Annotated in this window: 10 protein-coding genes; 9 read left to right on the top strand and 1 reads right to left on the bottom strand. The window is 65.6% G+C overall.

Annotated features, from left to right (window positions below; all coding sequences use genetic code 11):
- Window positions 1–5 precede the first annotated feature (5 nt).
- The gene (locus ACX12D_RS09605) at window positions 6–1046 is read left to right on the top strand and encodes a threo-3-hydroxy-L-aspartate ammonia-lyase (RefSeq protein WP_459373833.1); all 1041 of its coding nucleotides are present in this window, start codon (window positions 6–8) and stop codon (window positions 1044–1046) included.
- Here the strand turns inward: ACX12D_RS09605 and ACX12D_RS09600 are convergent.
- Window positions 947–2497: an amino acid permease gene (locus ACX12D_RS09600; protein WP_459373832.1), complete on the bottom strand. Its 1551-nt coding sequence runs from the start codon at window positions 2495–2497 to the stop codon at window positions 947–949. The two genes, ACX12D_RS09605 and ACX12D_RS09600, sit on opposite strands and share 100 nt — an antisense overlap.
- A 501-nt stretch (window positions 2498–2998) precedes the next feature.
- On the opposite strand from ACX12D_RS09600, the gene ACX12D_RS09595 reads away from it, so the two are divergent.
- From ACX12D_RS09595 to ACX12D_RS09560, 8 genes are all read left to right on the top strand, one after another.
- Window positions 2999–5080, top strand: coding sequence for a 3-hydroxyacyl-CoA dehydrogenase NAD-binding domain-containing protein (locus ACX12D_RS09595; RefSeq protein ID WP_174426390.1), 2082 nt, complete (start codon window positions 2999–3001; stop codon window positions 5078–5080).
- A gap of 91 nt (window positions 5081–5171) precedes the next feature.
- Entirely contained in the window at window positions 5172–5807 is a 636-nt protein-coding gene (pncA, locus tag ACX12D_RS09590) for a bifunctional nicotinamidase/pyrazinamidase (protein ID WP_459373831.1), read from the top strand.
- Between the two features lie 128 nt (window positions 5808–5935).
- Window positions 5936–7114, top strand: a complete 1179-nt coding sequence (locus ACX12D_RS09585; RefSeq protein WP_459373830.1) for an acetyl-CoA C-acyltransferase — start codon at window positions 5936–5938, stop codon at window positions 7112–7114.
- Window positions 7115–7128: 14 nt separating this feature from the next.
- On the top strand, window positions 7129–7308 hold the full coding sequence (locus ACX12D_RS09580) for a hypothetical protein (RefSeq protein WP_459373828.1): 180 nt from the start codon (window positions 7129–7131) through the stop codon (window positions 7306–7308).
- 200 nt (window positions 7309–7508) lie between these two features.
- Complete coding sequence (locus ACX12D_RS09575) at window positions 7509–9359, top strand: acyl-CoA dehydrogenase (RefSeq protein WP_459373827.1); 1851 nt, start codon at window positions 7509–7511, stop codon at window positions 9357–9359.
- Between the two features lie 69 nt (window positions 9360–9428).
- Window positions 9429–10211 (top strand): SDR family oxidoreductase, encoded by a 783-nt coding sequence (locus ACX12D_RS09570; protein ID WP_174426386.1) that lies wholly within the window; start codon window positions 9429–9431, stop codon window positions 10209–10211.
- 91 nt (window positions 10212–10302) lie between these two features.
- Window positions 10303–10746, top strand: coding sequence for a PaaI family thioesterase (locus tag ACX12D_RS09565; protein ID WP_459373826.1), 444 nt, complete (start codon window positions 10303–10305; stop codon window positions 10744–10746).
- Between the two features lie 101 nt (window positions 10747–10847).
- Window positions 10848–12242: a serine hydrolase domain-containing protein gene (locus ACX12D_RS09560; RefSeq protein ID WP_459373825.1), complete on the top strand. Its 1395-nt coding sequence runs from the start codon at window positions 10848–10850 to the stop codon at window positions 12240–12242.
- Window positions 12243–12254 lie beyond the last annotated feature (12 nt).

The following is a 12254-nucleotide window of genomic DNA, read 5'->3' as shown; positions in this document are numbered from 1 at the left end:
GGCCGATGCACGCCGCCCTGCCGACCTATGACGATGTGGTGGCCGCCGCCAACCGGCTGGCCGGGCACGCGTGGCGCACACCGGTGCTGCGTTCGCCCGCGATGGATGCCTGGGTCGGCGCCGAACTGTTCTTCAAGTGCGAGAACCTGCAACGTACCGGCGCTTTCAAGTTTCGCGGCGCCTTCAATGCGCTGGCGCGCTTCGATGCCGGGCAGCGCCGCCGCGGCGCGGTCGCGTTCTCCGGCGGCAACCACGCGCAAGGCATCGCGCTTGCCGGGCAGGTGCTTGGCATTCCGGTGACGGTGGTGATGCCGCGCGACGCGCCGGCGTCCAAGGTGGAGGCGACCCGTGCTTATGGTGCGCAGGTGGTCCTGTACGACCGCCAGGTGGACGACCGCGAAGCGATCACGCGGCGCTTGTCGGAAGAGCGCGGGCTGACGCTGATCCCGCCCTACGACCATGCCGATGTCATTGCCGGGCAAGGCACGGTCACGCGCGAATTGCTGGAGGAAACCGGCCCCCTCGATGCCCTGTTCGTTTGCCAGGGGGGCGGGGGGCTGCTCGGGGGGGCCGCCCTGGTGAAAGAACAGCTCTCGCCCGGCTGCCTGCTGTACGGCGTCGAGCCGCAGGCGGGCAATCATGGGCAGCAGTCGCTTCGCTGCGGCGACATCGTGCATATCGAGCCACCCGACACGATCGCCGACGGCGCGCGCGCCCAGCATCTCGGGGCGCTGACGTTCGGGCTGATCCGCCGCGGCGTGACCGACATCGTCGCCGTGCCGGACCACGCGCTGCGCGAATGCATGCGCATGTTCGCGCAGGCCATGAAGCTGGTGGTCGAGCCGACCGGCTGCCTTGGCCTTGCCGCCGCGCGCTATGCGGGGTTGCCGCTGCTGGGCAAGCGTGTTGGCATCATCGTCAGCGGCGGCAATGTGGATCTGGCGCGTTATGCGGCATTGCTGTCGGTGGACGCTTGCCCTGGCAGTGAAGCTGCAGCCGGCCCTGCCTCGGTTGCCCGCGCGCAGTTGAACGGCATATCTTCGTAGTCGATCAGCCGCGTCTTCTTGACCAGCCGATAGCCAAGCCAGAGAAGCAGGAACAGCGGCACGCCGATATACGTGCCGACAATCTCCAGCCAGCGCCCGCGCACGTCGGAGAAGGCCTGGTAGTTCTGGCCAAGCACGATCACCACGCACAGCACGATGGCAAAGATGGGGCCAAACGGGTAGAGCGGCGAGCGGTAGGCCAGGTCGGACGGCTTGTAGCCCTGGTGCACCAGCCCGCGGCGAAAGCGGTAGTGGCTGATGGCGATACCGAGCCAGGCGATAAAGCCAGTCATGCCGGACGTGTTCAGCAGCCACAGGTAGACCGCCTTGTCGCCAAACAGCGAGCTGAGGAAGCACAGGGCGCCGACGGCGGTGGTGGCGAACAGCGCGACGTAGGGCACGCCGCTGGCGGACAGGCGCGCCAGCGCGCGCGGCGCCCGCCCGCTGACCGCCAGCCCGTAAAGGATCCGGGTGGAGGCGTACATGCTGGAGGTGCCGGCGGAGAGCAGGGCGGTCAGCACCACGGCATTCATCAGGCCGGCGGCGAAGGCCAGGCCGGCGTGGCGGAACACCAGCGCGAAGGGGCTGACGCCGATGTCGGTGACGTCGTTGCGCAGCAGGCTGGGGTCGGTATAGGGGATCAGCACGCCGATGATCAGGATCGCCAGCACGTAGAACAGCAGGATGCGCCAGAAGGTCTGGCGGATGGCGCGCGGGATGGTGCGTGCCGGGTCGGCGGCTTCGCCAGCAGCCACACCGACCGTTTCCGTGCCCTGGAAGGAGAACCCGGCGATCATGGCCACGCCGAACATGGCGGGGATGCCGCCAACAAAGGGGGCATCGCCCAGCGTGAAGTTGTGCCAGCCGGACTGCGGGCCGCCCTGCATGATGCCGAAGATCATCATCAGGCCGGCAGCCAGGAAGATCAGGATCGTGGCCACCTTGATCAGCGCGAACCAGTACTCGGCCTCACCGAAGCCGCGTACCGAAAACGCATTGAGGCCAAACATCAGCAGCAGGAAGCCCGCGCTCCACACCACGCCGGAGACGTGCGGAAACCAGTACTGCATCACTAGCTGCGCCGCCGCCAGCTCCACGGCAATCGTGACCGCGAGGCTGAACCAGTAACTCCAGCCGAGCGCGAAGCCAAAGCCTTCTTCTACGTACAGCGCGCTGTAGGTGACGAAAGAGCCGGCCACCGGCATATGCACGGCGAGCTCGCCCAGGCTGGTCATCAGGCAGTACACCATCAGCCCGATCAGGCAGTACATCAACAGTGCGCCACCGGGCCCCGCCTGGGAGATCGACGCGCCGGAGGCGACGAACAGCCCGGTGCCGACCGCACCGCCGATGGCGATCATGGTCAGGTGGCGGGCCTTGAGTTTGCGCTGCAGGTCGTCGTGCTCGACGACAGGGTGCTGGTGAGGATGGGGATGTGGATGGGAAGACATCAGGGTCACTGGAAACTTCGGCGGACGGGGCCGCGGCTTCGGCACGGGCGACGCCTTGTGGGGCGCCCGTGCGGGCAAAGGGCGCGAGTCTACCGGGTTATCCGGGTAAATCCGAGGGTTGCGGCGGTTTATGTCAGGAAAGTCGTCTACTGTGACTAGAGGTATTCCTCAGGGGCTGGGCAATGTGCTGCATGGGCCATGAGACTCCGGGCTTACCCTAGTTTTTTTGGTGGCCTTTGCCAGCCTTTCGGCAGCCTGAATGCACGCGGGCGAGATCCGCCATGAATGAGGCGCATGGGAGTGCCAGCGAAGCCCCAAAATGAAATTGAACGACCGTGCTATTTTGTGTATGCTTGATCCGCTCGCGATAGGGTGGGCACGGGCCGAGGGCGGCAAGCACAGTGCTTCCCTGGTGGCCGGGCGGTGGTTTGGGGCCCCGCGGAAAAACATAATTCGAGAATTCGAATCCCGAGACAACTTCTAGTTACCAAAGGAACCAGCATGACAGCGCAGTATCAGGTTCAGGACGGCGTCGCCGTCATCACGCTCGACAATCCCCCCGTCAATGGCCTGGGTCTCAGCACCCGGCTTGGCATCGTCGAAGGCATGACCCGTGCGCTGGACGATGCGGCCGTCAAGGCCATCGTCATTACCGGCGCCGGCAAAGCCTTCTCGGGCGGCGCCGACATCCGTGAATTCAATACGCCCAAGGCTACCCAGGAACCGACGCTGCACTCGGTGATCAAGGTCGTGGAAGGCTCGAGCAAGCCCGTCGTGGCGGCGATCCATTCCGTTGCCATGGGCGGTGGCCTGGAGCTGGCGCTGGGTTGTAACTACCGTGTGGCTTCGAAGGGCGCGCAGATCGCCCTGCCGGAAGTGAAGCTGGGCCTGCTGCCCGGCGCTGGCGGCACGCAGCGCCTGCCGCGCGTGATCGGACTGGAAGCTGCCCTGAACATGATCGTGTCGGGCAACGCCATCCCCAGCGAAAAATTCGCAGGCACCAAGCTGTTCGACGAGATCGTCGACGGCGACGTGCTGCCCGCAGCCGTGGCGTTTGCCAAGACGGCGGCGGCCAACCCCGGCCCGTACCCCAAGGTGCGCGACCTGAAGGTCAAGCACGAGAACGCGGAAGGCTTTATCGCTTTCTCGCGCAATACCGTGGCGGCCGTCGCCAAGAACTTCCCGGCGCCGCTGAAGTGCGTGGATGCCGTGGCCGCCTCGCTCAAGCCGTTCGAAGCTGGCCTGAAGGCCGAGCGCGAAGGCTTCATGTACCTGATCACCACGCCCGAATCGCGCGCGCTGCGTCACGCCTTCTTTGGCGAACGCGCCGCCAGCAAGATTCCTGACGTGCCCGAAGGCACCGCGACCCGCAAGATCGAGAAGGTCGCCGTGATCGGCGCTGGCACCATGGGCGGCGGCATCACCATGAACTTCCTGAACGCCGGGGTGCCGGTGATCATGCTGGAAACCAAGCAGGAAGCGCTGGACCGCGGCGTGGCCACGATCCGCAAGAACTACGAGAACAGCGCCAAGAAGGGCAAGCTCACGCAAGAGAAGGTCGAGCAGCGCATGGGCCTGCTGACCACCACGCTGTCCTATGACGAGATCAAGGACGCGGACATGGTCATCGAGGCTGTGTTCGAAGAAATGGGCGTCAAGGAAATCGTCTTCAAGAAGCTGGATGAAGTGATGAAGCAGGGTGCGATCCTGGCTTCGAACACCTCCACGCTGGACGTCAACAAGATCGCCTCCTTCACCAAGCGCCCGCAAGACGTGGTCGGCATGCACTTCTTCAGCCCGGCCAACGTGATGAAGCTGCTGGAAGTGGTGCGCGGCGAGAAGACCGGCAAGGATGTGCTGGCAACCGTCATGCAGGTCGCCAAGAAGATCAAGAAGACCGCCGTGGTATCGGGCGTGTGCGACGGCTTTATCGGCAACCGCATGATCGAGCAGTACAGCCGCCAGGCTGGCTACCTGCTGGATGAAGGCGCGCTGCCGGAGCAGGTGGACAAGGCCATCGAGAAGTTCGGCTTTGCCATGGGTCCGTTCCGCATGGGCGACCTGGCCGGCAACGACATCGGCTGGGCGATCCGCAAGCGCCGCGCGATCGACAAGCCGGAGATCCAGTACTCCAAGACCGCCGACCTGCTGTGCGAACTGGGCCGCTATGGCCAGAAGACCGGCGCGGGCTGGTACGACTACAAGGCGGGCGACCGCAAGCCGTACCCGAACCAGCAGGTCAACGACATGATCGTGCAGCACTCCAAGGACCTGGGCATCACCCGCCGCAAGATCTCCGATGAGGAAATCGTCGAGCGCCTGGTGTTCGCGCTGGTCAACGAAGGCGCCAAGATCCTGGAAGAAGGCATTGCCTCCAAGGCCTCGGATATCGACATGGTCTACCTGACCGGTTACGGTTTCCCGCTGTTCCGCGGCGGCCCGATGCTGTACGCGGACCAGGTTGGCCTGTTCAATGTGGCGCAGTCGATGGCGCGTTATGCCAAGGGCTACCACGGCGAAGCCTGGCAGGCAGCTCCGCTGCTGGTCAAGCTGGCTGGCGAGGGCAAGGGCTTCAACGGCTAAATGCAGCCAAGGCGATTTCGCGCGGCGCAGCCAGGCCGCGCGGGGTTCTCATCACTGATCGCAAACCGGTCACCAAGCGAGGAGTAGCGGCATGGCCAAGCAATACGGCCCCGAAGATTGCCTGCTGGTCATCGACGTGCAGAACGACTTCATGCCGGGCGGCGCGCTTGCCGTGGCGCAGGGCGATGACGTCGTGCCCGTGATCAACCGCCTCGCGACGGCGTTTGCGCGCGTGGTGCTGACCCAGGACTGGCATCCCGCCGATCACGTTTCGTTTGCTGCCAACCATGCCGGCAAGCAGCCGTTCCAGATCGTGGCGTTGCCCTATGGCCAGCAAGTCTTGTGGCCCACGCATTGCGTGCAGGACACCCACGGCGCGGCGCTGCATGCCGGGCTGGAAGTGCCGCAAGCGCAGATGGTGATCCGCAAGGGCCATCACCGCGAGGTGGATAGCTACTCGGCCTTCATGGAGGCCGACCGCGCCACCCCGACGGGGCTCGCGGGCTATCTGCGCGAGCGTGGCGTGCGCCGGGTGTTTTGCGTGGGACTGGCAACGGATTACTGCGTTGCCTGGAGCGCGCTGGATGCCCGGGCGGCGGGGTTCGAGGCCGTCGTGGTCGAGGATGCCTGCCGCGCCATCGACCTCGACGGGTCGCTGGCGCGTGCGTGGCAAGACCTGGAAGCCGCGGGCGTGCGACGCCTGCAATCGGCCGCCGTGCTGTCCTGAAACCGAAGAATCGCCAAGCCAACCCGAGCTGACACGGCTGAACCCAGCCAACGACATATTGCATGACACTGCCGGACGTGAACGCACGCCGCAGGTCACCAGATACCAGAGATACCGAGGAGCAAGACATGAAAGAGGCAGTCATCGTTTCCACCGCACGTACCGGCCTGGCCAAAAGCTGGAAGGGTGCTTTCAACATGACCCACGGCGCGACCCTGGGCGGCCACGCGGTCCAGCACGCCATTGCGCGCGCCAAGATCGACGCCGGCGAAGTGGAAGACGTGCTGATGGGCTGTGCCAACCCGGAAGGCGCCACCGGCGCCAATATCGCGCGCCAGATCGCGCTGCGCGCGGGCTGCCCGGTTACCGTGCCCGGCGCCACCGTGAACCGTTTCTGCTCGTCCGGCCTGCAAACCATCGCCATGGCCGCGCAGCGCGTGATCGCCGATGAAGGCGACATCTTCGTGGCCGGTGGCGTGGAGAGCATTTCCTGCGTGCAGCAGGAAATGAACCGCCACATGATCCAGGAAAACTGGCTGACCAAGAACAAGCCGGAAATCTACTGGAACATGCTGCAAACCGCCGAGAACGTGGCCAAGCGCTACAACATCTCGCGCGAGCGCCAGGACGAATACGGCGTGCGCAGCCAGCAGCGCGCCTTCGCCGCCCTGGAAGCCGGCAAGTTCAACGATGAAATCGTGCCGATCACGGTGCTCGCCGGCATGGCCGACAAGGCGACCGGCCAGCTGATGACCAAGGAAGTCACGGTCTCGGCCGACGAAGGCATCCGCGGCGATACCACGCTGGAAGCCGTGTCGAAGATCCGCACCGCCATGCCCGGCGGCGTGGTGTCGGCAGGCAACGCATCGCAATTCTCCGACGGCGCTTCGGCGGTCGTGGTGATGGACTCGAAGGTGGCCGAGGCCCGCGGCCTGCAGCCGCTGGGCGCCTTCCGCGGCTTTGCCGTGGCCGGTTGCGAGCCTGACGAAATGGGCATCGGTCCGGTGTTCGCGGTGCCCAAGCTGCTGAAGAAAGCCGGCCTGACGGTGGCCGACATTGGACTGTGGGAACTGAACGAAGCCTTCGCCGTGCAGGTGCTGTACTGCGCCGACACCCTGGGCATCCCCATGGACCGCCTGAACGTCAATGGCGGCGCCATCGCGGTGGGCCACCCCTATGGCGTGTCGGGCGCCCGCCTGGTCGGCCACGCGCTGATCGAGGGCAAGCGCCGTGGCGCGAAGTACGTGGTGGTCACCATGTGCATCGGCGGTGGCCAGGGTGCTGCCGGCCTGTTCGAAGTCTTCTGAGGCGGCACGGTACCGTGAGCGATTCAGCCGACCCGATGCTGGCCCATGGCCGGGAGGTGCTGGCCAGCCAGCCCTTCTCGGTGCTGGCCAGCGCGGCCATGGCCGCGCCGGTGGTGGCCTCCGGGTACAAGATCAACTACCTGCGTCCGGCGATCGGCGACACGCTGATCGCCCGCCTGGGCGAAGGCCGCTAGGCACGGCAGGCAAGAGACGGGCGCGCGAGCGCCTTTTTCTTTCCCCGCGCCATGTTGAGATACAGAATTTGCGGTGTGCCATGAGAGCGCGCCGTTGTGGAGACAGCGACGATCTCCGCCGCGAGGCTTGCCGTTGATGCAGCCGCCGCCGGGTCGCGCATCTTTGATTTTCCCTTTCAGTCTGGGAGCCGTTTCCTGCCATGTCGCTGATCCTTTCCCGCCGTGACCTGAACTTCGTGCTGTACGAATGGCTCAAGGTCGAAGGGCTGACCCGCATTCCGCGCTACGCCGACCATTCCCGCGAGACCTTCGACGCCGCGCTCGATACCTGCGAGAAGATCGCCACCGACCTGTTTGCGCCGCACAACAAGAAGAACGACCAGCAAGAGCCGCATTTCGACGGCGACACCGTCAGCATCATCCCCGAGGTCAAGACCGCGCTGAAGGCTTTTTGCGAGGCCGGCCTGATGGCCGCCGGGCAGGACTACGACATCGGCGGCATGCAACTGCCGGTGGTGGTGGAGAAGGCCGGCTTTGCCTACTTCAAGGGCGCCAATGTCGGCACCAGCTCCTATCCCTTCCTGACCATCGGCAACGCCAACCTGCTGCTCACGCACGGCACGCCGGCGCAGGTAGAGACCTTCGTCAAGCCGGAGATGGAAGGCCGCTTTTTCGGCACCATGTGCCTGTCCGAGCCGCAGGCAGGCTCGTCGCTGTCCGACATCACCACGCGCGCCGACTACGAGGGCGAATCGCCGCTCGGCCAGCAATACCGCCTGCGCGGCAACAAGATGTGGATTTCGGCCGGCGAGCATGAGCTCTCCGACAATATCGTCCACCTCGTGCTGGCCAAGATTCCCGGCCCGGACGGCAAGCTGATCCCGGGCGTGAAGGGCATCTCGCTGTTTATCGTGCCGAAATACCTGGTCAACGCCGACGGCAGCCAGGGCGAGCACAACGACGTGGTGCTGGCTGGCTTGAACCACAAGATGGGCTATCGCGGCACCACCAACTGCCTGCTGAACTTCGGCGAAGGCATGAAGTACAAACCGGGCGGCAAGGCAGGGGCCATTGGTTACCTGGTGGGCGAGGCCCACAAGGGCCTGGCCTGCATGTTCCATATGATGAACGAGGCCCGCATCGGCGTGGGCCTGGGCGCGGTCATGCTGGGCTATACCGGCTACCTGCACTCGGTCGATTACGCGCGCAACCGCCCGCAAGGCCGCCCGATCGGCCCCGGCGGCAAGGATCCGGCCAGCCCGCAGGTGCGGCTGGTGGAGCATGCGGACATCCGGCGCATGCTGCTGGCGCAGAAGAGCTATGTGGAAGGCGGGCTGGCGCTCAACCTGTATTGCGCGCAACTGGTGGACCAGGAGCGTGCAGCGCAGGGCGCCGAGCATGAACGCCTGGCACTGCTGCTCGATATCCTCACGCCGATCGCCAAGAGCTGGCCGTCGCAGTGGTGCCTGGAAGCCAACAACCTGGCCATCCAGGTGCATGGCGGCTACGGCTACACCCGCGAGTACAACGTCGAGCAGTTCTACCGCGACAACCGCCTCAACCCGATCCATGAAGGCACGCACGGCATCCAGGGCCTGGACCTGTTGGGCCGCAAGGTGGTGATGAAGGACGGCGCGGCCTTCAAGGCGCTGGGCGAAGAGATCCAGGCCACCATCGGCCGCGCCCTGGCCAGCGGCGATGCCGCGCTGGGCAGCCACGCGAAGGCGCTGGGCGCCGCCGTCACGCGCGTGGCGCAAGTCACGCAGGCGCTGTGGGCGGCGGGCGACGCCAAGGTGACGCTGGCCAACGCCTCGGTCTACCTGGAAGCCTTCGGCCATGTCGTGCTGTCGTGGACCTGGCTGGAGCAGGAACTGGTGGCGCAAGCCGCGCTGGCGGGGGCCAAGGGCCAGGAAGACCAGGACTTTTATCGCGGCAAGCTGGCGGCGGCGGCGTACTTCTTCCGCTGGGAGCTGCCCAAGGTGGGCCCGCAGCTGGACCTGCTGGCCTCGCTCGACCGCACCACGCTGGACATGCAGGACGCCTGGTTCTGAGCGGCAGCCACACAAGATGAACGAGCGCGCGCAGCGATCTGCGCGCGCCATACCAAATCGGGAGACACCATGAACACCATCCAGCAATTGTTCGACCTCAAGGGCAGGACGGCACTGATCACCGGCGGCTCGCGCGGGCTTGGCCTGCAGATCGCCGAAGCGCTTGGCGAGCAGGGCGCGCGTATCGTGCTGTCGGCGCGCAAGGCCGATGAGCTGCAAGCGGCGCAAGCCCACCTCAAGGCGCTTGGCATCGATGCCGAGTGGATCGCCGCCGACGGCGCGCGCGATGCGGATATCGTGCGCCTGGCCGACGAGGCCCTGGCCAAGCTGGGCCATATCGACATCCTGGTCAACAATGCCGGCGCCACCTGGGGCGCGCCTGCCGAAGATCACCCCGTGGAAGCGTGGGACAAGGTGATGAACCTGAATATCCGCGGCGTGTTCCTGCTGTCGCAGCGCATCGGCAAGCTGTCGATGATTCCGCGCCGCTATGGCCGCATCATCAACGTGGCCTCCATCGCCGGCCTGGCGGGCAACCCGCCGGGATCGATGGAAACCATCGCCTACAACACCTCCAAGGGCGCGGTGGTGAACTTCACCCGCACGCTGGCGGCCGAGTGGGGCGAGCACAACATCACGGTGAACGCGCTGGCGCCGGGCTTCTTCCCCTCCAAGATGACGCAGGGCTCGCTGGACCGCCTTGGGGTGGATGCCATGTGCGCATCGGTGCCGCTGCACCGGCTGGGCGACGACGAAGACCTGAAGGGCGCGGCGCTGCTGTTCGCCAGCGCCGCCGGCAAGCACATCACCGGCCAGGTGCTGGCGGTGGATGGCGGCGTGAGCGCGGTATAAAGTCCATGCTCCAATGCGGTTGGCCCGTGCGGGGCGGGGCTTTCCGCCTCGCCAGCCGGCCAGCCGTACCGTCTTCGCCACACTAGCAACTATGACTAAAACCAACGGATTTCCCCTCAAGATTCCCTTCCTTGCCGATCTTGGCGTGCAATGTACCCGCATGGACAAGGAGGGCAGCGAGATCGAACTGGCGCTGGAAACGCGTCACCAGAACAGCTGGGACATGGCCCATGGCGGTGTGCTGATGACGCTGCTCGACGTGGCCATGGCCATCGCCGGCCGCGCAACCGATCCCGATGGCCGCGGGGTAGTGACCATCGAGATGAAGACCAGTTTCATGGCGCCCGGCCGCGGCAAGCTCATCGCGCGCGGCCAGTGCGTGCACCGTACCAGCACCATGGCCTTTTGCGAGGCGGAGATCGTCGACGCCGATGGCAAGACCGTGTCGCGCGGGTCGGGCACGTTCAAGTTCGTCAAGCGCGTGCCCCCGCAACGTGCCGCGAGCGGCGCTTCGGATACCGGCGCGGACGGCTGAGGCCGCAGGACAGGGACGCAATATCAGCCACAAGACCGGCAGGGCCACTAGAGCTAGAGCCGGCGGCGCGCAGCAGCTGTAAAACAAAACATGGAGACAAGATGCTGTTTGAACGGATTGCCGCCACGCGGCGATTGAAACTGACCGTGCTCGCCGCCTTCGGCGCAGGAGCCCTTGCCATGTATCAGCCGGGCCAAGCCCAGAATGCACCTGTTCCTTCGGCCGGCGCGCCGGTAGCCGCACCGGCCGCACCGGCCTCACCGGCTGCACTGGCGTTCCCGGACGCGGTGGCCACCGATCCCGTTGCAGCGGGCTGGATGCAGGGCTTTCCTCCCGCAGCCGCCAAGATCATCAGCTTTACCCCGGCCAGCAACGGCTTCCCGCGCACGCGCTGGAGCTTTTCGCATATCCGTGAACTGGTCCCGACCGCCGCGGTCTGGCACGGGCGCGGCCCGGTTTCGGCACTGCCGCGTGCCGAGCGCGATATCGGTGGCGTGCCGTTTACCGATGCCGACGGCACCCGCCGCACGTTCAGCGACATGCTGGGCCTGACCTATACCGACGGCATCCTGGTGATGCATAAGGGCCGCGTGGTGTACGAGAAGTACTTCGGCGCGCTGGATGACCATACGCCGCACATCGCCATGTCGGTCACCAAGTCCTTCGTCGGCACGCTGGCCGCCATGCTGGTGGCGGACGGCAAGCTAGACCCCGCCGCGCCCGTTACTCGCTACCTGCCGGAGATGGCGGGCACCGCCTACGGCGATGCCACGGTGCGCGAAGTCATGGACATGACGGTGGGCGTCAAGTACTCCGAAAACTACGCCGATCCCAAGGCCGAGGTCTGGGACTACAGCCGCGCCGGCGGCATGATGCCGCGCGAGCCCGCCTATGCCGGGCCCAAGACGTTCTATGAATTCCTCGTCACCTTGAAGAAGGAAGGCGAGCATGACCAGGCCTTCGCCTACAAGACCGTCAATGCCGAAGTCCTGGCCTGGATCGTCAAGCGCGTGTCCGGGCAGTCGCTGGCCAAGCTGCTTTCAGAGCGCGTCTGGCAAAAAATGGGCGCGGAGAACGATGCCTACTTCATGGTGGACAGCATCGGCAGCGAGTCCGGTGGCGGCGGCCTGAACACCACGCTGCGCGACCTGGCCCGCTTTGGCGAGACCATGCGCAACGGCGGCCGCTTCAACGGCCACCAGGTCATCCCGGCCGAAGTCGTGGCGGACATCCGCCGCGGCGGCGATCCCGCCAAGTTTGCCAAGGCTGGCTATGCCACCTTGCCCGGCTGGAGCTATCGTTCGATGTGGTGGGTCTCGAACGACGACCACGGCGTGTTCGAGGCGCGCGGCATCCACGGCCAGCGTATTTACGTCGATCCCAAGGCGGAGCTCACCATCGTGCGCTACGCCTCGCATCCCGTCGCCGCCAACGGCGCCAACGACCCCGTCACGCATCGCGCGTATCGGGCACTGGCGCTGTCATTGATGAAATAGCAAAACAAGCCA

This window comes from Cupriavidus sp. PET2-C1 (assembly GCF_054515855.1).
Note: the sequence above shows the minus strand (reverse complement) of the source record. Positions and strands in the feature narration are given on the sequence as shown.

What these genes read in the sequence shown, in the direction of transcription:
- ACX12D_RS09605 (WP_459373833.1), top strand. Translation starts at nt 6, where the DNA reads ATGCACGCCGCCCTGCCGACCTATGACGATGTGGTGGCCGCCGCCAAC.
- ACX12D_RS09600 (WP_459373832.1), bottom strand. Translation starts at nt 2,497, where the DNA reads ATGTCTTCCCATCCACATCCCCATCCTCACCAGCACCCTGTCGTCGAG.
- ACX12D_RS09595 (WP_174426390.1), top strand. Translation starts at nt 2,999, where the DNA reads ATGACAGCGCAGTATCAGGTTCAGGACGGCGTCGCCGTCATCACGCTC.
- pncA (WP_459373831.1), top strand. Translation starts at nt 5,172, where the DNA reads ATGGCCAAGCAATACGGCCCCGAAGATTGCCTGCTGGTCATCGACGTG.
- ACX12D_RS09585 (WP_459373830.1), top strand. Translation starts at nt 5,936, where the DNA reads ATGAAAGAGGCAGTCATCGTTTCCACCGCACGTACCGGCCTGGCCAAA.
- ACX12D_RS09575 (WP_459373827.1), top strand. Translation starts at nt 7,509, where the DNA reads ATGTCGCTGATCCTTTCCCGCCGTGACCTGAACTTCGTGCTGTACGAA.
- ACX12D_RS09570 (WP_174426386.1), top strand. Translation starts at nt 9,429, where the DNA reads ATGAACACCATCCAGCAATTGTTCGACCTCAAGGGCAGGACGGCACTG.
- ACX12D_RS09565 (WP_459373826.1), top strand. Translation starts at nt 10,303, where the DNA reads ATGACTAAAACCAACGGATTTCCCCTCAAGATTCCCTTCCTTGCCGAT.
- ACX12D_RS09560 (WP_459373825.1), top strand. Translation starts at nt 10,848, where the DNA reads ATGCTGTTTGAACGGATTGCCGCCACGCGGCGATTGAAACTGACCGTG.